This window comes from Corynebacterium kroppenstedtii DSM 44385 (assembly GCF_000023145.1).
GTDB lineage: Bacteria > Actinomycetota > Actinomycetes > Mycobacteriales > Mycobacteriaceae > Corynebacterium > Corynebacterium kroppenstedtii.
In genome coordinates, this window is the sequence record NC_012704.1 from 1070974 (window position 1) to 1090352 (window position 19379).

The window sequence follows — 19379 nt, forward strand, 5'->3', positions numbered from 1 at the left end:
GGTGAAGAAGTGTCCTTAACAGTCATTGAGCCGGAATCTACTCCGACGGCTCGGTGCCGGTTTAGTCGTGGCTACAGGGGATGGTACGTCCGTGGGCGTCGCGGGGTCGATCGTCAGAATAAAGGAAGCTATCGGGGAACTCATCTGCGGCCAACGTCTGCCCCACGATAATGACCGCGGTCCGCGTGATACCTTCCGCGGCAATATCGTCAGGAAGTTTGCCGAGCGCCGTGCGAAGAACACGCTCATTCGGACGAGACGCGAACGCAACAACAGCCACCGGGCAGTCGGCACCATACGATGGGGTGAGTTCATCACTGATGCGCTGGGCGTCGTGTGCCGCAAGATGAATACACATCGTCGCACCATGTGAGCCCAATTCCGGCAACGACTCCCCCTCCGGCATGGATGATGCGCGCCCCGAGATCCTCGTCAAGATCACCGACTGCCCAATGGTGGGAACGGTTAGCTCATGGCCTAATGACGCGGCCGCGGCAGAAAAAGCCGGAACCCCCGGAACGATTTCATAGTCAATATTCCGCTCCACGAGGCGACGCGCCTGTTCGGCCAGAGCAGACCAGAGCGAAGGATCTCCCGATTGCAACCGAGCAACGTCCTTGCCCTCACTATCGGCCTTCGCGATGGTCTCCACGATGGCATCCAGAGGCATCCGGGCAGTGTTAATAACATCGGCACCCTCGGGGCAATGCTCCAGAACCTCAGGCGGGACGATCGAACCAGCGTAGAGGCACACCTCGCAACGCCGGATCAACGCATCCGCCCGCAGGGTGAGCAGGTCAGCCGCGCCGGGCCCGGCACCAATGAAATAAACAGTCATGAGAACACACCTTTTCAACCGGTAGTGATTCGCCAGCGGAAGCACCGCTGCGCCCTACACCACCGGTTTTGTTGTTACGAAACGAATAATCGGAAGGGCGGGCCGCCACGCATGGAACGACCCCAAGGCTGAATGATGAGAAACCTCAAAGCGCGTTAACGAGCCACCCCACTTTTCCTGAAGCTGGAGCACCATCTGCTCCGACTCCACCGTGACAGCGTTGGCGACGAACCGCCCACCGGGGCGCAACGCCTCCCAAGCACGGTCGACGACACCGGGGTGCGTCAGTCCCCCGCCGATGAACACCGCGTCGGGGAACGGTAAATCGTCAAGAGCTTCGGGTGCCTTCCCGTGCACGACAGTGACCGGGTAGCCCAGCGAGTTTGTCGTAATCCGTGCAGCTCTCTCATGGACATGCTCAATCACATAGGACTCTGCACCCCGCGCGAGCCGGCACCATTCGACGCTGACCGAACCCGATCCCCCACCGATATCCCAAAGAATCTCTCCCGGATGCGGTGCTAGGGCAGCCAAGGTCAGCGCGCGAATGTCGGACTTAGTTAATTGGCCATCATTCGCGTAGGTCTCATCCGGTCTACCGGGTGCACGACTGAGCCCAACTTCCGTGGGCGTGACTGCCACAATGCATAAGTTCGACTGGGCATCGAGCGCCTCAGGCTGACGCGCCGTAGAGACCGTATGAGTCTCATGTGACGACCCCAAATCTGACAGCAGATCAACCCGTGCATCACCCAGCCCATGCGAGCACAGGTAGTCGCAGATATCCGCCGGCGAATGGCTATCGCGGCACAGGACGAGGAAAGGGATTCCGTCGTCGCATAGTGGGCCGAGTATTTCGACGGGCTTGGTCAAAAGGCTCACGACAGGTGTTGTATTAAGCCCCCACCCTAAACGCGCACATGCCAAACTTGCCGACGATACTGCCGGGATCACAGTGAACGCATCGGGCCCGAGGATCCGCGCCAGCGTCGTGCCGATGCCGAAAAACATCGGGTCGCCGCTGGCCAGGACCACAACCCGACGATCCGCGAGGGAGTCGAACAATTCCGCGATGTGCGGAACCAACGGTGACGGCCACGGCTTCTTCGTTGCCTGACAATTATCCGGAACGAGTTGAAGCTGCCGCCAGGATCCGACCACGACATCAGCGCTCGTGATGGCCCGGTGGGCGCGCTCGCCTATGCCGTCCATCCCATCGGCCCCAATGCCGACGACGATGATCCACCCACTGCCGTCGTGCCCCAATAATGGGTTACGTCGGTGCTGGTTGGTGCCGGATAGGGGCGAATCTGAATCGTCGCCGTCGCGTGGCGGGGTATCTACCGCCCGTAGAGGTGAGCTTGTCATGACAGTGCGCTCACTATTTCTCAGTCCGGACGAGATCATGCGTTTGGTTATTGACTGACGTGGCACCGTCGTCGGTAATGATCAGAATATCCTCGATACGGGCACCCCACTCGCCTTCCAGGTAAATCCCGGGCTCCACGGAAAACGCCATTCCGGGTTCCAGGATCAATTCATTGCCCGTCACGATAAACGGTTCCTCGTGGGTGGAGAGGCCAATACCGTGGCCGGTCCGGTGAATGAAGTTGTCGCCATATCCCGCCTCAGCAATGACATTCCTGGCAATGGCATCAATCTGTGCAGCGGATACACCGGGCTTCGCCGCTGACACGGCTTCCTTCTGCGCCTGCTGGAGGACATCGTAGATTTCTTGCTGCTTCTCGGTGGGCTCGCCCACAACATATGTGCGTGTGCAATCCGAGTGATAGCCGTTGAGCGTTCCGCCGATATCGACAACCACGACGTCGCCCGCAGAAATGATGCGGTCGGAGTACTCATGGTGCGGATTCGCGCCATTTGGCCCCGATCCGACGATGATGAAATCGACGGCTTGGTGCTCTTTGAGGATGAGTTTTTCGATATCGCGAGCGACATCACGCTCAGTACGGCCGTCGCGGAGCAGGCCCGGAACTGCTGCGTGAACCCGGTCGATGGCCTGGCCCGCGGCGGTGAGCTGCTCAATCTCGTAGGCGTCTTTCCTCATCAACAATTCGCGAAGCACGGGCCCGGCCAGTATCCAGCGATAGCCGCGATCCTGTAGAGGGAGAAGATGATCAGCAGTCATCGTCGAGCCGACACCCACTGTCCCCGACGGGGCCTCCCCTTCGCCATTCTTGGGATTGCTCGATGTCAGCACATTAATAACCAGGTCATGAGGATCTTGTCCATCGACCCAATAGTCGACGGTGACCTCAGACCGGGGAACGTAACTGTCCTCAATTTCTCCGCGCTCAACGGCCGGAGCCACCAGAACGGCACGGTCTTGCGTAATGACTAGAGCGGTTAGGCGCTCATGTGAAAACAAGGGCGTCCCGATGAAATACTCCAGTTCGACGCCTGAGTCGAAAACGAGGCCCTCCAGCTGGTTGTCCTTCACCAACCGGCGGGCACGCTCGAGGCGGCTGGCGAAGGCCGCGTCACGATCATGCTCGCCGCTCGTGCTCGACTGCGCTGCTGGAGAACCAGCCACGTCGCTCGATGAATTGTCGTCTGCGGAAACGTCGTTTGTCGTTTGCGAAGTCGATTGAGTCATATCTAAGACACTACTAGGCATTTTCGGTGATCGCGCTTAGCTCCCCATGGCAACGACGCCTCGACGCATGGCCTCCACCGCTTGCCGAGCATGTGCGCGAATATCGTTGGAATAGCCTGCTGTTTTAATTTGATTAAGGACGTCGATAACTTGCCGACATGACCGGACGAAATCACCTGGTGTTAAAGACGTACCGTTCGCCGCGGCGGCTTGAACACAATATGACAAAGGCGCGCCGGCCGTCCACTGATGCATTGCCGTGGCCAGCTCGGTTTCAATAGGCCTGGTCATGGGGAGATGATGACGCTCTTCATCGGTAACGATCTCCTCCCAGAGACGCTCAGTGTTCTCTATCGCCGTGGCCAACGGCTGCGTCGGGACCTCAACGTCTCCTGGAACCGACTTACGGTTCTCGAAGACGCAGGTGCTCACCACCCCTGCGAGCTCAGCGGGGTCCAAGTCATCCCAAATCTTCCGTCGCAAGCATTGGGCAATGAGCAAATCCGACTGATTGTGAATACGTGCCAGACGCAGGCCTTCTTCAGTTAACGACAAGTCATGGGCATCATCGGAGCCTTCCTGGGCCTCGTCCCTGGAGGCCACCGCGCCGGGTTCGTCGTCGATGGACGGATCCACGTAGTCCATCTCACGCAGCAGCGCGATCATCCGATCGAACGTAGAGACCAGCGTATCCGCATCGAGCACTCTTCCGGACGCGCCCGAACCCGACTGTGTGTCCGATTGATCTGCTATTTTCTCCCGCGTGCTCGCTAAACGGGCATAGGCGCGGACGAGTTCTTCCCGATTCTCCCACTTGTGCACTGGGTGAGCACGCAGCTCTTTCCTCAACGACTTGATCGTCGCATTCTTTCTCACGCGGGCCTTGGGCTTGAGAGACCGAGGCCGATGGAAAGATTGTCGACGGAACTCAGAGCGGACAAGTGAGCGCGCCCGCTTGGGGTGACGAGACACATCTCGAGGAAGACGCATCCGCCCCACTGTCATGGGCACATTGCCTAGCTCATCTGCATGAAGTTGACCCACTCGCCCATCTTCCGTGATCACCATCGGCCGTGGATCCTGACTATCCGTATCTGGGGTTTCACGGTCATGGTGTCGACGGCGGCCGCGGTAGTGTCGCGACGAATCGTGGCGGTGCTTCTCCTTAGACCCCTTACCTGCCCCAGCGGCTCTGACGCACACAGCCAGTGCCGGGTTGCGGCCTTCGGGAAGCGCGATCACGTCACCCACGGTGAGCGAACCGAGACAACGAGAGATTTCCTTAAAACGCTCTTTCCGGTTTTCCGCCTGGGTTTTCTTCTCTTCATGGGAGAGGTTTCTGCGGATAGCGACGTATTCTGGCAGTTTATTTTCGGATCGGTGCCCAAGGAGCTCCAGAAGCTCATCATGCTGAGAATCCGCGTGACGCTGGTGAGCGCGTCGCTCATGAGCACGAGCAACCACGTCCTCATTCGCCAAGAATTGGGCAAATGATCGCTCCAACAGGCGGTGTGATTTCTCAACCCCCAGCGTATTGAGCAGATTGACGGACATGTTGTAGCCGGGCCGGAACGTCGAAATCAGCGGGTAAGTTCGTGTCGACGCCAACCCGGCGACAGCTTCTGGATCCATCGACGGCTGCCATAACACCACGGCGTTTCCCAACACGTCGATGCCACGACGCCCGGCGCGGCCGGTGAGCTGGGTGTATTGGGCGGGGGTGAGGTCAACGTGGGCTTCGCCGTTGAATTTGACGAGTGATTCGAGGACGACGGTGCGGGCCGGCATGTTGATCCCGAGAGCCAGTGTTTCTGTGGCGAAGACGACTTTGAGCAGGCCGCGCACGAATAGTTTTTCGACGATGTGTCTGAAGGCGGGCAGCATTCCTGCGTGGTGTGCTGCAATTCCCCGCGAGAGGTTGGTGCGCCACCGGCGGAACCCCATGAGGTCCAAGTCTTCTTGAGGGATGTCAGCGGTGTCGGCGTCGATAATGGAGAGGATTTCGCGTGCTTCGTCGCGCGTGGTGAGTTGTACTCGTGCTGTGTAGCACTGGGCTAGCGCTCCTTCGCAGCCGGCTCGGGAGAAGATGAAGATGATCGCCGGGAGCATGGATGCTGCTTGCAGCTGCCCGATTACGGCTGGGCGGTGTGGGCGTTTACGTCGGCCGTTACTCCGGCGTTCCGCTGTCGCGCATCGTGAGACTAGTTCTGGGTTGATCGGTGCTGATAGTTCCTGCGTAGCGTCGTCATTGTCTTGCGAAAATAGCGGGATTATGGAGTTTCCTACCAGCATGTATTGGTGAAGCGGGACGGGGCGGTGTTCCCAGACGATGATGTTGGTGTCGCCGCGGGTCATTTTTATCCACTCGCCGAATTGTTCGATATTGGAGACGGTGGCGGAGAGGGCGACGATGGATACCGACTCGTCTAAGTTGAGGATGATTTCTTCCCATACTGGGCCACGCTCTGGGTCGGCAAGGTAGTGAACCTCATCCATCACGACGTGGGAGAGGTTGTCCAAGGAGTCTGCGTCGGCGTAGATCATGTTCCGCAGGACCTCAGTGGTCATGACGATGACGTCGGCGTCCCTATTGATGGAGACATCCCCGGTCATGAGGCCCACGCGATCATCTCCGTAGGTGGCGCGGAGATCGTTGTATTTCTGGTTCGACAGTGCCTTGATCGGCGTGGTGTAGAAGCAGCGTTTGCCTGTTTCTAGTGCGAGAAATACGGCAAATTCTCCGACGATTGTTTTTCCGGAGCCTGTTGGTGCGCTGACGAGTACTCCGCGGCCGCGTTCGATGGCGTGGCATCCGTCAATTTGGAATTGGTCGAATGGGAAATCGTGCTGGTGGGCAAAGCGGTGGAAAATAGGAAGGTCCTCGGCTGACGCTTCGGTCACACTTCTCCTTGTTGATGGTCAGTTGTTCATTGTGGTGTCGGTTGTGGTTTGTGTTGTTGTGCGGTCGCTGCGTGCCCACGATGGTCGTGTGCACAATGTAGCCGTTAGAGGACGTCGTCGAAACTGCTGGATTGGATTGTGTCCTGGCCGGGCTTACCGTCGTTGTCTCCAGTGGAATCGTTCCACGAACGTGGGCCTCGACGGAGCACTGCTGCTGGTGGAGCGTGGTGTGAGCCTGAAGTCGGCGAGTCAGACGGTGCAGGGCTCGGCGTCGGTGTGGGCGATTCACTAGCCGACGGGGCTCGCGTTGGAGCTGTCACAGGCGAAGGCTTTGGTATAGGCCCTGATCCTCCCGCGGGGTGGGCATCTCCCCCGCCGGCGATACCTTTGTGGTCCCCGTCGTAAATCGACTCTGCTGCGGGAATGGATGAAGGAGCAACTTTGAGCGGGGAGGCTTCGTCGTCACTCAGTCCCTCCCACTCGGACACGTGGCGGGCAGCGCGGCGGTCATGGATTCGAGTGAATTGGAGGGCTAGCTCCATCAGAACAACCAGCGTGAGGGCGAGGACCAGCATGGAGATCGGATCCTGCCCTGGCGTGGCAATAGCAGCGAAGATGAAGATCACGACAATCATGATTCGCCGCTTGTCCTTGAGCTGCTCATAATGCACAACCCCTGCAAGGTTAAGCATGGCAGTAAAGAGTGGTACTTCGAAGCTCAATCCGAATACGAGAATCAGTGCGATAACGAAGTTGAAGTACTTTTCACCGGTCAGTGCGGAAATCTGAGTGCTATCGCCCAAATGAAGCAGAACATCTAAGCCCATGGGAAGGACGAGGTAGGCAGCAACAACGCCCAAGACGAAAAGGAATCCGGCTATGGTTCCGACGGATAGCGTCCAGCGTCGCTCGTTTTTTAAAAGTCCCGGGGTGATAAACCGCCATATTTCGATAAGCCAGATGGGGCACGCCATGACAAGTCCGGCCAATCCGCCCATCTTCATACGAAGCATGAACATTTCGAAAGGACTCGTGGCGAGAAGACGGCACTCGTTATCCGCAGAAAACGTTGCACGGGCCGACGGGGGTAACGAACAGTACGGTTCTTTGAGAATCTCGCCGAGACTAGGGAGCCGTGGCACGTGGAGGGGTCCGATGGCCCAGGCCGGGATGCCGTGTTCGTACCAGATAAATCCGATGATTGTTGTGACGGCAATGGCTGCGAGAGCCCGCAATAGCCGTGTACGGAGTTCGCGCAAGTGATCGACGATGGACATGGTTCCATCTGGATTCTTCTTGGCTTTGCGAGACACGCGTCCACCCTTGCTTACCGACGTTGATTGAGTCACGAGCGGCTGTTCTCCCGTGCTTCTGGCCACGAGTGTTCGCGCCGAGATGCATTGATTCCGTCGTTATGAGCACGACGGCCACTCTCTTTGTGTGGCGGATGCACCCGGCGGTGGCGGTCACTGTGAGGAGAACACGGTTCTCTCATGCTCCAGCTAGTGGGAACAGCTGTAGAAAACATCTACAGAGAACAAAACGTGACAGTGTTATGACAATACTGTTGTGTGCCTTTAGGCGGGATGCTTCTTTTCGTCCTTGGACTCCACCGTCACCGTTGGCTGAGGCGTGTCGGTTGACGATACTGAGGTGATCTCATCAGTCTTGGTCGATGCGGCCGAGGTCTTCTCTGCCTCTGCGCCATCGTTCTTCATTTCTGAGACTTCAGATTTGAAGATGCGCATGGAACGACCAACTGAACGCGCAGCGTCAGGAAGTTTCTTCCATCCAAAGAGGACGAGTATGACGACTGCGATGAGAACGAGTTCTGGAAACCCTAGGTTAGCCATGGTGTACACCTTACGACGTGTCGGTGAGTAACGCAGAAGCCACCCCCGCAGCTTTGTCGATGCGCGGGCGCGACTGGACGGTGCCTAACGATACCGGAGTAATCCGTTTTCTGCACGGTCTCTGACGGAATCGCGCAGGTCCGTGGGCTCAAGGGGAATGATCGATCCCCCGTGCCTAAGTATGAAGCTGTGAATCCACTCGGGACGCCCGGGGACGTCGATAATAAGCCCGCCTTTGAATTCGGACACAGGCCATACATGTTCATAGTCGACAACCCATCGCGCCTCAGGTGCGACCCACACTCGAGCCCAATGCGGGCTTTCCCGAAAACCGAAGGGGTCAAGCGGATTAAGGGTGGAGCGTAATCGGTCCAGCTTTTTAGCACTCAGTGTCGACGGTTCCCGTTGCTCCAGTGATTGGATTCGGTCGATGCGGAAGTGTCGGATCCTCTTGTCTTGAGCTTGGGCCTCGCCCGTGGACTGGTTGTCCCCCGCGTCTGCGTGGTCGTGCGCGCCAGTCAGGGATAGTCCTCGGAGATAGCTCACTCCATCGACGACCATAATCGAGAGCGGATCGACGAGACGTGGTGTTGCCTCCGCATCACCGAGGGAATCGGCATACGCGATGGCGATGGTTGTGCGCGTGTTTACAGCGTCGGCAAGGTCGTTGACCAGCGAATTTCCACCGCCTTGTGTTGCGCGGGCAATGGCGTCGGCATGATTGCCGGCCATCGTTCTTAGCTTGTCTTCGGTGCGATGAATGACGTCGGCGTCGGCAATCCCCGGAATAGAGTCAATAGTCTCCAACGCCATGAGGACCGCGCTGGCCTCTTCCATAGTGAGCCCCACCGGCGCGGTCAGGCCTTGATCCGCCCACAACGAGATGTGCCGGGGATCGGCGTCGATGTCGATCAAGTCCCCGCTGGATAATCCAGGGAGGCCACAGAACGTGAGTGTGGTGATATCGTTTTTCAGCTGTGTCGGCGACATCGTCAGGTCATGCGCTGCTTCAAAGAGAGTGACCCCGGGATGCTGCCGAAGATAAGGAACGATCGTGAGGAGACGTAATAGTTCCGTGTGGTGCTGATCCGCAATACTCACCGCAGCTGGCGCGTCGACGGAATGGTCGGTCTCGTCGAGCGCGGGCACACTCGACGGTGGCGTCCACTCGGCGGAGCTTTTTATCCCCGTGATCAGGGATTTCAATTGGTTCGCGATGGTGACCCGGTAGTCTTGAGGCTCCTCGATCACGATTTCCGGTGTTTCTGCGAGGGCACACGACCGCAACTGCCCCGCGTCATCATCACTAATGACCCAGCGCGTGTCAGTGCGTTTCTCCGGATGAAGGTTGTGAGAGCGCAAAAGCTCAATAATTCGCCCGCTGTTATCTGGTGACACGCTGATCACAGCGTGCGTAGATTGACCACCACCATCACGGTGAAGCTGTGACCGGACGAGCTCACTAGGAGCAATGGCTGCCCGTTGATCAGTGTGAGTAGCCGGGGTGTCGGTTTCCTGAATGGAGTTAATTCGAGCGAGCCGGAAGCTACGTGGCTTCTCGCGGTCACGGTCAAAGCAGGCGAGGTACCACCGTCCACTCTCAGGAACGAGTGCCCAAGGCTCAACAGTGCGCAGCGAGGGCTCGTCTTCGATCGACGGATAGTACAGGAAATTAACGACGGTTGACTCCGTGATAGCCCGCAGTAACGTGGAAAAATCAGGCCCCGTGAGGTCGGTACTGTCCGGTACGCCATGTATCGGGGCTACTGTCCCGAGTGATCCCGCCGCCGAAAGTTTGACCCAGGCCCGTCGCCCCAATGCGGCAAGGTCCCCGGATAGAGCGAATTGGCTGGCGAGGGCGATGACTCCCATCTCGTCTTGAGTGAAGTGGACGTCGACAGTTTGGGTGAAGTCCATCAGATAACCGTCATCGGTGGCGTCGATATCGAACCCGAGATCACGGAGTTGGGCAATGTCGCGGTTGAGCTTCCGCCGGCACGATTCCGGTGATCCATCCTCATAACCGCTGACATGCTCGATAAGCCACTTACCATTGAGAGGCTGGGAGGAATCCTTGAGTGCCAGCACAAGGTTGATGAGCCGCTCGTAGGTGGCTTGGTTGCGTCGGGACGTCGAGCTGGTCTGAGAGCGGTCACTCGGTGGAGTCATGGCTAATCGCCTCGTACCTTATCGGTCAAGAATCGAACTGATCATGTCATCGGCCCGCGAATCGTGCGCGGCAAAGGGGTCGAGGAGCGCAATGTCGTGGGGCTCTGGGCGGTTAATTTTCAGCCGCGTCCAATCGACAGATACATCGGCATCGTTCTCCTGAGCAACACGGAGAAAATCTCCCCGCATTTTCGCTCGTGTGGTCTGCGGCGGTGTATCAGCCGCATCGGTGATAGATGAATCCGCACCGTCCAGCCACCGCGAGACACGGCCGCGCTCTTCAAGAGTCCGGAAAATACCTTTACCAGGCCGGATATCGTGATACGCGTAGTCGATCTGTTGCAGTTTCGGATGGGTAAGGTCCCAGCCGAACTTGTCCTGGTATCGGTCGATAATGTTCTTCTTGATCACCCAGTCAATATCCGCCTCAATCGACGAGGTGTCCCCAGAATCAATGGCCGCGAGCACTTTCTTCCACAAGTCGACGACGCGCTGCATGTCGGCATTGGGTGTGCCATGCTGCTCCTCGGGGCGCTCGTCCAGCCACTGCTGAGCTTTCTCAGCGAAAGCCTGCTGGATCTCAAGAGCGCAGCTTATCCGTCCCGACCGAAGCGGAACTTCTGCCCGTCCGGTGAGATCACGACTGATATCGCGAATAGTTTTTGATGGGTTGGCGATTTCCCACTCGTCGAAAGAGCAACCAGCTTCAAGCATCTCGAGGACGAGGAGCGCTGACCCGATTTTAAGAGCAGCAGTTGTCTCCGACATGGACGAGTCCCCGACGATGACGTGGAGACGTCGGTACATTTCGGAATCAGCGTGAGGCTCATCGCGGGTATTGATGATGGGGCGTGAACGGGTTGTCGCCGACGACACCCCTTCCCACACGTGGTCAGCACGCTGGCTCAGCTGATACACAGGGGTGGTGTCCCCGTCGGAAAACCGCGAATGAGGCCGCGCAATGTGCCCGGCGCCGCAGATTAATTGCCGAGTAATGAGGAACGGGATGAACTCCTGCCCCAGCTTCTTCAGAAGAATCGCCCGGCCCACAAGGTAATTTTCGTGACACCCGTATGAATTCCCGAGCGAATCGGTGTTGTTCTTCATTAGATGGACCGTGCCCTCAATGTGTTGGTCGGCGAGGGCGTGTTCTGCCTGGTCAGCGAGCCGGTTAAGCGTTACTTCCCCAGCCCGATCATAGATGAGCAGTTGATTGAGGCTGTCGCACTCAGGAGTGGCGTACTCAGGGTGCGAACCGACGTCGAGATATAGGCGCCCGCCGTTGAGCGTGTAGATGTTGGAGCTACGGAAGCGGTCGACGATCGGTCGAAATAGCTGACGCGCAATGTCGTCGGGAGCGACTGCTTGTGCTCCGTCATGGGTACAGGTAATCCCGAATTCGGTTTCGATTCCCATGATTCGGCGGGTGAAAACGGCTTTGTCAGCGCTCACTGTCCACCCTTTTGAACGTAGGAACGAACGAATTCTTCTGCGTTCGATTCCAGTAATCCGTCGATTTCGTCAAGAAGGTCGTCGGCACCTTGTTTCCTAATCTGTGACTGGCCGGCGGCGTTCTCGGGTTCATCGGCGTTGTCGTCGCCGGGCTTGGAGCCGTGAATCTGCGATGATTTTTCCATGCTTAAAAGCCTTCTTAAGTGTTCTCACTATGTGTGATTCATTGTAATCTGACGATCTCAGTGCCCGTTATAACCTTATCGCGTATGAGTGGTCTAGAACTGCCTATGACTCACAGATTATGGACTCGGGAGCGGCGTGACATCGCAGACACCTGACGACGTGAGATAACGCGTCACATCATCGACGCTCTTTGCGCTCTCAGTGATGTCGTAGGTCGCGGTGGCGTTGGCGGCCGTCGGTGAGCTCAGCTCGATCCGTTGCGGGTGAGTTGGCGTGACGATGAGATTATCCCAGTTCGCCGCGATAACCTCACTGGAAAAACGGTCCACCAATCGTCCTCTGAGCCAAGCCCGTGTATCGGTGGGCGGCGTGTCGATCGCTGCCGTCACATCGTCGGGGTCAACGAGTGTCCGGATCTTCCCCCGTCGAACCAGGGCGTAATAAAGCCCCTTCTCAGGATCACAATCGCTGTATTGCAAATCAATGAGGGCCAGCCGAGGATCATCCCACTCCCCTGTCCCGCGCTGTCGAAAACCATCGAGCAGCGCATATTTCGCCGTCCAATCGAGACGATCAGCCGTCGACAAGGGGTCGGACTCTAAGTCATCAAGGATCTCGCCCCAGACTTCTATCACTTTCTTTTCGACGTCGCTCAGGCTGATGACCCCGCGATCAGCGGCATCGATCACCCGATCCCGGTAGATACGCTGAATGTCGATGGCTGTGCGCTCAGTCTTTCGATCCTCCCCGCGCAGGGTCGCCGTACACGTGAGGTCGCGTGAGACGCGATAGACATCGTCGACCGGTGATTCGAGGGCGAGGTCAGAGAAATCAACCCCGGCTTCGATGGCGTCGAGAACAAGTGACGTGGTGCCAACCTTGAGGAACTGTGAATACTCGGACAGGTTGGCGTCCCCAATGATGACGTGGAGGCGTTTCCATTCGTCGGCATTGGAGTGGGGCTCATCGCGGGTGTTGATGATGCCCCGGTTCAGCGTGGTCTCGAGCGATACCTTGGTTTCGATGTAGTCAGCACGCTGCGAAATTTGGAATCCGGCAGTATCCCCCTGCTGCCCAAGGCCGACGCGACCAGCTCCAGTCATAATCTGGCGCGTCACGAAGAAAGGGATCAGTCCTTGTTCAATCGTGGCCATATCCGTGTCGCGGCGATACAGGTAGTTCTCATGGGTTCCGTATGAGGCACCCTTGCCATCCACATTGTTCTTGTATGTCTTGAGATCCCAATGCTCCTGATCTTGCCCGATGCCGGCCTGCGTAGCAGCACGCGCAGCCCGGTGCATAATGATCTCTCCGGCTTTATCCCAGATCACCGCCGACAACGCATCTGTGACCTCGGGGGATGAATACTCCGGGTGGGCGTGATCCACATAGAACCGTGCGCCATTGCGAAGGATGATATTGGCCGCTCCCATGGCATTGGGTTCCAACACGGGCGCGTGATTCATAGCGTATCGGCGAAGATCGAATCCGCGCGCGTCACGAAGAGGCGATTCAGGCTCATAATCCCAGCGCGTCCGCCGAGCACCCAGCCCCAGCGCGTCGGCATACGACATAACAGCGGCCGTCGATGTCAAAATAGGGCTGACTGCGGGGTTCTCGGGGCACGAAATCCCGAATTCGGTTTCTGTCCCTATCACTCTGGGTTGGTTATGAAGCATCGGTATGTCCTTTGCCCGAATCGGTACCTTCTGGCTCGGTCGCCTCTGTCTCGGTTGTGGTCTTCCGGTTATGGTGCGCCACCGTTACCTCTGTGACACGCTGGCCTGTCCGCCCCGAGATCCGTGCCCATTCGTCGGGATTAGCGGTGTTGGGGAGATCATCATTTTCAGCGAACTCCTGGTCAACTGCCGTTCTGACATCCTCGAGCGAGACACCATGATTATCAGGCTGCCCCGACGCTAACGCTCGTTTCAGCGCATTCTTCTTTGCACGGTCGACGATATTGGCAATCATCGCGCCAGAGGCGAAGTCACGGTAATAGAGCACCTCGCGGCTACCATCCACGAAAGTGAGCTCAACAAATTCATTATCCGAGTGCTGCGCATACATTCGACTACTGAGCTCATCGATCAGCGCAGCCACAGCAGCATGCCGGTCTCCAGTTTCCTCAACCAGGGCCGGATCCAGCGGAAGCGTATCCACAAGATACAGCTCTGCGATTTCCCGCGCCGATTTTTCATCGGGACGCTCAACGCGGATCTTCACATCCAATCGACCCGGCCGAAGAATAGCCGGATCGATCATTTCCTCACGGTTAGAGGCACCAATAACAATGACATTGCGCAAGTCCTCAACCCCGTCGATTTCAGACAGAAGCTGTGGAACAACGGTGTTTTCCAGGTCGGAGGAAATACCCGAGCCACGAGTCCTAAAGATCGCATCCATTTCATCGAAGAACACGATGACCGGCCGCCCGTCCTCAGCAATCGATCGAGCACGGTCGAAAATCTGCCGAATCTGCCGCTCCGTTTCGCCCACAAACTTATTGAGCAGCTCCGGACCCTTAATGTTCAGGAAGTAACTCTCTCCTCCACTCCCCATTTTTTCCGCTAACGAATGGGCCACAGCCTTGGCAATCAACGTTTTTCCGCAGCCAGGCGGGCCATAAAGCAAGACACCCTTCGGCGGCTGAAGATCAAACTTACGATACAAGTCAGGATGAGTGAAGGGCAGCTCAACAGCGTCATGAATCATCTCAATTTGGTTATGCAGACCCCCAATGTCCTCATAGGACACCTCGGGGATCTCTTCCAAAATAAGATTTTCGACGTCGGCCTTCGGGATGGATTCGAAGGCGTAGCCCGCCCGGTAATCAACGAGGACCTGATCCCCCGCGCCGACGTTCTTCTGCGACCACAACTCGTAGAGTGGCGCCGCAATCTTGAGGACGCGCAAATCGCCCATCGTATCGGCGACGACGACCCTCGAGCCGCCGGGGAGAAACTCCTTAACTACAGCGATATCGCCGAAATCGCTGAAACCACAATGCTCGACGACTTCCTGCCCCTCCCCGAGCCGAACAAGCGCGCCGGGCGTTAACTGCGAGGTATCCACCCCGGGAGCAACCACTAAACGCATCCGTCGATTAGACGTAAAAACTTCGGCGGAGTGCCCACCGGGATTGAGTTCGAGGAGAGTGCCGTACGTACTCGGCGGATCGGACAATGCCCGGATTTGTTCATTAAGAGCGTCTAATTTGTCGCGTGATGCCTTCAGCATCTCGACGAGTTTGGCGTTTCGTGTACCTAAAGTCCGATTGGCTAATTGTAATTCTTTCAGCGACGGGGTCGCGTCATTATTGTTGCCCTTTCGCGAGGTACTCGATGCCGTGCTGTGGGATGAGGTTTGTTGTGAAGCTGTCGTCATAACTACCAGTCTACAAAGACGATCAAGCTCCATACCGGTGTCGGTTCTAACCTCTTTGAGGACGAATGCTAAGCCCAGGCTCACCTGGATTGATGACCTCGTCATCCACCCTCATCGCGTGCCATTTTCCGAGACAGATACCTCTGAGATAACTACTTTTGGGGGCGACGCTTGGGCTTGGGTGGAACAGTGCCATCAGCCAGACGACGCGCCCATACCAGGAATGCTGTGTGCGCATTCATGCGATGTTCAGGGCGAGTAGCTAGCCCATCGACCTTCCATTCGCGAACCAACGATTCCCACGCGCGAGGTTCCGTGAAGCATCCGCGGGCCCGAATTCCCTCCATGACCTTCATCAATTGAGGAACTGTCGCTACATAAGCCATCAACACCCCACCAGGCAGGAGCAGATTTTGGCAGGTTTCCAAGCACTCCCACGGCTCCAACATATCCAGAATGATCCGATCGACGGGGCCATCGAGGTCATCGACGGTCACGTCGCGAAGATCGCCGAGCCGAGGCTGCCAATTATCCGGCGTCGAACCCATGAATTCGGAGACATTCGACAACGCATACTTCAGGTGGTCGTCGCGAATTTCATACGAGAACACCGTCCCGCGCTCCCCGACAGCGCGAAGAAGGGACAGGGTGAGCGCCCCCGAACCAGCACCTGCTTCAAGGACTCGGGCACCGGGGAAGATGTCCCCCTCAATCACGATTTGTGCAGCGTCTTTGGGATAAATAACTTGCGCTCCACGAGGCATGGACAGGACATAGTCCACCATCAGGTGGCGGAAACATAAATATTGCCCACCTTCGGTAGAAACAACCACCGTTCCTTCGTCCTTACCGATGATGTCGTCGTGAGCAATGGCCCCCATGTGCGTGAAGAATCTCTCCCCCTCGGCCAGCTCAATGGTGAAATGACGACGCTTCGCGTCGGTAAGTTGAACGCGATCTCCGGGGCGAAAGACACCCGTATAGGCCATTTACCAAGCTCCTTCACGAAAAGAAATAACGGTTGTGTTAGCAGTCTCACGGTAGCTCACGGATAGTCTACGGGGTGCATGGGTGACGACGGTCATGCGCTAGGGTCATGGATCATGAGTGCTCGACGTCGTATGGCTTTATCCCCTTCCCGGGCAGGAGATTACCGGCAGTGCCCTCTGCTGTACCGGTATCGTGCCATTGATCGGCTTCCTGAGCCGAAGACGATTGCGCAGGTCAAGGGGACTTTAGTGCATGCCGTGCTAGAGAATATGTACGGTCAGCCACGTCCAGAGCGCACGTATCCCAAAGCCACCAAAATGCTCAAACCGCAGTGGGCGCTCATGGTTGAGAAAGATCCGGATCTGCGGGAGCTTGTTCCTGAGGACAAGCTCCTCCCCTTCTTGGTCGAATGCCGGTCTCTCTTGAAGGGGTACTTCGCTATGGAAAATCCCGAAAACTTCGACGCTGACGAGTGCGAAATGTTGGTGGACACCACGCTGCCTAATGGCGTTCCCGTACGAGGGTTCATTGACCGTGTCGATGTCGCTCCGACGGGAGAAATCCGCGTGGTCGATTACAAAACTGGCAAGAAACCCATCCCGCGTTTTAGCCAGCAGGCAGTGTTTCAAATGCGGTTTTATGCGCTTGTGTACTGGCGTTTATTCAATATCATCCCGACGCAACTGCGCCTCATGTATCTCAAGGTGATGGATTCGATGTACCTGGCTCCCTCCCAAGTCGAGCTGGAGTACTTCGAACGGGACGTTGGCGACCTGTGGTCGAAAATTACCCGCGATGGCAAGACTGGCCGGTTTCTGCCTAAAGAATCCAAACTGTGCGATTGGTGCTCTTTTCAGTCTCTTTGTCCCGCCAAAGGTGGAACGGAACTGCCCTATCCGGGGTGGCCTGACAACGCACGGAACTAGCATCCCGCGGTGTGCGTGTGATCACCGAGCCACATAGGCGCGTTTTTACCGAGTAAGGCGGGCAATACGAATATCCGTTGCCAAAATTGCTTCAGCGCCCAATGCCGATAACCGGTCCATAAGCTGGTTTGCGTCTTTGCGCGGAGCCATCGCGCGGACAGCGACCCAGTCGTCGTCGGCAAGTGGTGAAACAGTGGGCGCAGATAAGCCAGGTGTGAGCTTGGTAGCCTCAGCCAGAAGCGACTTCGGGCAGTTGTAATCAATCATGAGGTAATTCTTCGCGTGCAGAATGCCCTCAATCCGTCGCAACAGGATCTGGTGTTCATCGGTGACCGGCTGATTGTGCCGGCCGACAATGATCGCCTCGGACGTGCAAATCACGTCCCCGAACGGCGACAACCCCTGTTGACGCAACGTCCGTCCCGTCGAGACAACATCGGCGATGATGTCAGCTACGCCGAGACGAATAGAAATCTCGACTGCCCCATCCAACCGGATAACGTCGGCCTGGATGCCCCGCTTTGCGAGGTCAGCACTGACCAAATGTGGGTAACTCGTCGCAATGCGCTTTCCCTCAATCTTGTTGAGATTCCACTCCTCATTCTCGGGTGCCGCGTAGCGGAAGGTCGACGCACCGAAACCAAGAGCGAGGAGTTCATCTACCCCGTTCGCAGCAGAATCCGCAGCTAAGTCGCGGCCGGTAATTCCCAAGTCAAGGTGACCTTTAGCGACGTAGATCGCGATATCTTTGGGGCGGAGGAAGAAAAACTCCACGTCATTTTGCTCATCCCATGACGTGAGGTCTTTGGAGTCTCGGCGCATCCTGTAGCCCGCCTCCTCCAAAATGTGGGTAGCAGTCTGAGACAGAGAACCCTTGTTAGGAACGGCGACGCGAAGCATGGAATAAAACTCCTGAAGGCAAGAAAGAGAAGATGGACAATGGGGCGAACCGGGGGCGCTGTGGTTGCTGAATAGCTGTACGTAGAAGGACTACAGATACCGGTAAATATCGTCCAGGGACAGACCACGTTTAACAGCGACAACCTGTAGCCAATAGAGCAATTGGCTGATTTCCTCGGACAGTTCCTCGTCTGACTGATATTCAGCGGCTAACCATACTTCGCCTGCTTCCTCGACAACTTTCTTCCCAAGGAAGTGGAGGCCCTTGTCCAAGGCTTCAACAGTTCCTGAGTCTTCGGGGCGCTGTTGTGCGCGGTCGGTGATTTCAGCGAAAAGCTCATCAAAATTCTTCACAGTCGTCATTCTTTCATATGCTCGTCGTGGCGTATGCACATCTAGAGTTCGTTCCATAGCTCTTGGAAATCGTCAATCCTCCACGGATGCCCATCGCGGGGAGCAAAACTGGTCACTCCGCGTAGTTCGTGGAGGGTTTTTATCCCCTCGGGCAGTTCTAAGCCAGGCTCCACCGGAACACCGAGGACACGGCATCCTGCCGCACGAGCTGCAGACATTCCTGTAGGTGAGTCTTCAACGACGAGGACGTCGTTGGGATTGACGTCCATTAGGTCGCATGCCCGCGCGTATCCGTCGGGATAGGGCTTTCCGCGAGGAACTTCGTCCCCGGCTACCGACGTGGCGAAAAAACCGTCGCCGATAACGGGTAAACAGTGGTCCACCAATGCGCGGGCCGTGTTGGTGACTAGTGCCTGGGGAATACCCGCGTCGTGAATATCGTGCAAGAGCGCGGGAAAACCGGGCCGAAAGTCGAACCCCTCGGAAAGAATCTCGCCCATCCGCGCAAAAAACCACGTCTTCCAGGTGTCAATGAGCTCCGGATTCGGAGTCTGCCCAGCGAATTCCAGGCACGTTGAAATGGTGTGTTCCGCAGTTCCGCCGACGGTGACCGCTCGTTGTTCGGGTGTGAGGTCTACGCCCATCAACGTGGCCATCTCATAGGTGGCTATCCCCCACCGCGGTTCAGTATCGACAAGGGTTCCATCCATGTCCCAAGCAATCGCACGCATGCAACACAGTGTACGGAGTGGCATCGCACCACGGCGCGAGGAGTTCACGCACTGGCGCGTCGTGTGGCTTTCACG

16 protein-coding genes are annotated in these 19379 nt (G+C 57.0%); 1 reads left to right on the forward strand and 15 read right to left on the reverse strand.

The genetic code is table 11. The features are described 5' to 3' along the window. Positions 1-61: 61 nt before the first annotated feature. The 12 genes from cobM to CKROP_RS04500 all read right to left on the reverse strand — a co-directional run bounded on the left by cobM (position 62) and on the right by CKROP_RS04500 (position 16392). Positions 62-838 (reverse strand): precorrin-4 C(11)-methyltransferase, encoded by a 777-nt coding sequence (gene cobM, locus CKROP_RS04445; RefSeq protein ID WP_041628809.1) that lies wholly within the window; start codon positions 836-838, stop codon positions 62-64. A gap of 54 nt (positions 839-892) precedes the next feature. After that, positions 893-2206, reverse strand: coding sequence for a bifunctional cobalt-precorrin-7 (C(5))-methyltransferase/cobalt-precorrin-6B (C(15))-methyltransferase (locus CKROP_RS04450; RefSeq protein ID WP_012731545.1), 1314 nt, complete (start codon positions 2204-2206; stop codon positions 893-895). 13 nt (positions 2207-2219) lie between these two features. Beyond that, a complete protein-coding gene (locus tag CKROP_RS04455; RefSeq protein ID WP_148209637.1) occupies positions 2220-3455 on the reverse strand; it encodes a M24 family metallopeptidase in 1236 nt (411 codons plus the stop codon). Positions 3456-3491: 36 nt separating this feature from the next. Then, positions 3492-6356, reverse strand: a complete 2865-nt coding sequence (locus CKROP_RS04460; protein ID WP_012731547.1) for a DEAD/DEAH box helicase — start codon at positions 6354-6356, stop codon at positions 3492-3494. A gap of 104 nt (positions 6357-6460) precedes the next feature. Beyond that, complete coding sequence (tatC, locus tag CKROP_RS04465; protein WP_012731548.1) at positions 6461-7705, reverse strand: twin-arginine translocase subunit TatC; 1245 nt, start codon at positions 7703-7705, stop codon at positions 6461-6463. Positions 7706-7933: 228 nt separating this feature from the next. Further along, positions 7934-8209, reverse strand: a complete 276-nt coding sequence (gene tatA / locus CKROP_RS04470; RefSeq protein WP_012731549.1) for a Sec-independent protein translocase subunit TatA — start codon at positions 8207-8209, stop codon at positions 7934-7936. Between the two features lie 84 nt (positions 8210-8293). Beyond that, positions 8294-10378 (reverse strand): WYL domain-containing transcriptional regulator, encoded by a 2085-nt coding sequence (locus CKROP_RS04475; protein WP_012731550.1) that lies wholly within the window; start codon positions 10376-10378, stop codon positions 8294-8296. An 18-nt stretch (positions 10379-10396) separates the two neighbouring features. Then, positions 10397-11830 (reverse strand): Pup--protein ligase, encoded by a 1434-nt coding sequence (pafA, locus tag CKROP_RS04480; RefSeq protein WP_012731551.1) that lies wholly within the window; start codon positions 11828-11830, stop codon positions 10397-10399. Next, the gene (locus CKROP_RS04485) at positions 11827-12015 is read right to left on the reverse strand and encodes a ubiquitin-like protein Pup (RefSeq protein WP_012731552.1); all 189 of its coding nucleotides are present in this window, start codon (positions 12013-12015) and stop codon (positions 11827-11829) included. Before CKROP_RS04485 ends, pafA begins: the two co-directional genes overlap by 4 nt. Before the next feature lie 117 nt (positions 12016-12132). Next, positions 12133-13695, reverse strand: coding sequence for a depupylase/deamidase Dop (gene dop / locus CKROP_RS04490; protein ID WP_012731553.1), 1563 nt, complete (start codon positions 13693-13695; stop codon positions 12133-12135). Beyond that, positions 13685-15403: a proteasome ATPase gene (gene arc, locus CKROP_RS04495; RefSeq protein WP_041628810.1), complete on the reverse strand. Its 1719-nt coding sequence runs from the start codon at positions 15401-15403 to the stop codon at positions 13685-13687. The genes dop and arc overlap by 11 nt, the downstream gene beginning before the upstream one ends. A gap of 152 nt (positions 15404-15555) precedes the next feature. Next, complete coding sequence (locus CKROP_RS04500) at positions 15556-16392, reverse strand: tRNA (adenine-N1)-methyltransferase (RefSeq protein WP_012731555.1); 837 nt, start codon at positions 16390-16392, stop codon at positions 15556-15558. A 114-nt stretch (positions 16393-16506) separates the two neighbouring features. Between CKROP_RS04500 and CKROP_RS04505 the strand changes: the two genes are divergently transcribed. Further along, a complete protein-coding gene (locus CKROP_RS04505) occupies positions 16507-17319 on the forward strand; it encodes a RecB family exonuclease (protein WP_012731556.1) in 813 nt (270 codons plus the stop codon). Between the two features lie 45 nt (positions 17320-17364). Here CKROP_RS04505 and hisG read toward each other — a convergent pair whose 3' ends face one another. From hisG to CKROP_RS04520, 3 genes are all read right to left on the reverse strand, one after another. Next, complete coding sequence (hisG, locus tag CKROP_RS04510; RefSeq protein ID WP_012731557.1) at positions 17365-18219, reverse strand: ATP phosphoribosyltransferase; 855 nt, start codon at positions 18217-18219, stop codon at positions 17365-17367. Between the two features lie 90 nt (positions 18220-18309). After that, positions 18310-18573: a phosphoribosyl-ATP diphosphatase gene (locus CKROP_RS04515; RefSeq protein WP_041629288.1), complete on the reverse strand. Its 264-nt coding sequence runs from the start codon at positions 18571-18573 to the stop codon at positions 18310-18312. 41 nt (positions 18574-18614) lie between these two features. Next, on the reverse strand, positions 18615-19304 hold the full coding sequence (locus CKROP_RS04520; protein ID WP_041628811.1) for an HAD family hydrolase: 690 nt from the start codon (positions 19302-19304) through the stop codon (positions 18615-18617). Positions 19305-19379 lie beyond the last annotated feature (75 nt).

What these genes read in the sequence shown, in the direction of transcription:
- cobM (WP_041628809.1), bottom strand. Translation starts at nt 838, where the DNA reads ATGACTGTTTATTTCATTGGTGCCGGGCCCGGCGCGGCTGACCTGCTC.
- CKROP_RS04450 (WP_012731545.1), bottom strand. Translation starts at nt 2,206, where the DNA reads ATGACAAGCTCACCTCTACGGGCGGTAGATACCCCGCCACGCGACGGC.
- CKROP_RS04455 (WP_148209637.1), bottom strand. Translation starts at nt 3,455, where the DNA reads ATGACTCAATCGACTTCGCAAACGACAAACGACGTTTCCGCAGACGAC.
- tatA (WP_012731549.1), bottom strand. Translation starts at nt 8,209, where the DNA reads ATGGCTAACCTAGGGTTTCCAGAACTCGTTCTCATCGCAGTCGTCATA.
- CKROP_RS04475 (WP_012731550.1), bottom strand. Translation starts at nt 10,378, where the DNA reads ATGACTCCACCGAGTGACCGCTCTCAGACCAGCTCGACGTCCCGACGC.
- CKROP_RS04485 (WP_012731552.1), bottom strand. Translation starts at nt 12,015, where the DNA reads ATGGAAAAATCATCGCAGATTCACGGCTCCAAGCCCGGCGACGACAAC.
- dop (WP_012731553.1), bottom strand. Translation starts at nt 13,695, where the DNA reads ATGCTTCATAACCAACCCAGAGTGATAGGGACAGAAACCGAATTCGGG.
- arc (WP_041628810.1), bottom strand. Translation starts at nt 15,403, where the DNA reads ATGACGACAGCTTCACAACAAACCTCATCCCACAGCACGGCATCGAGT.
- CKROP_RS04500 (WP_012731555.1), bottom strand. Translation starts at nt 16,392, where the DNA reads ATGGCCTATACGGGTGTCTTTCGCCCCGGAGATCGCGTTCAACTTACC.
- CKROP_RS04505 (WP_012731556.1), top strand. Translation starts at nt 16,507, where the DNA reads ATGAGTGCTCGACGTCGTATGGCTTTATCCCCTTCCCGGGCAGGAGAT.
- hisG (WP_012731557.1), bottom strand. Translation starts at nt 18,219, where the DNA reads ATGCTTCGCGTCGCCGTTCCTAACAAGGGTTCTCTGTCTCAGACTGCT.
- CKROP_RS04520 (WP_041628811.1), bottom strand. Translation starts at nt 19,304, where the DNA reads ATGCGTGCGATTGCTTGGGACATGGATGGAACCCTTGTCGATACTGAA.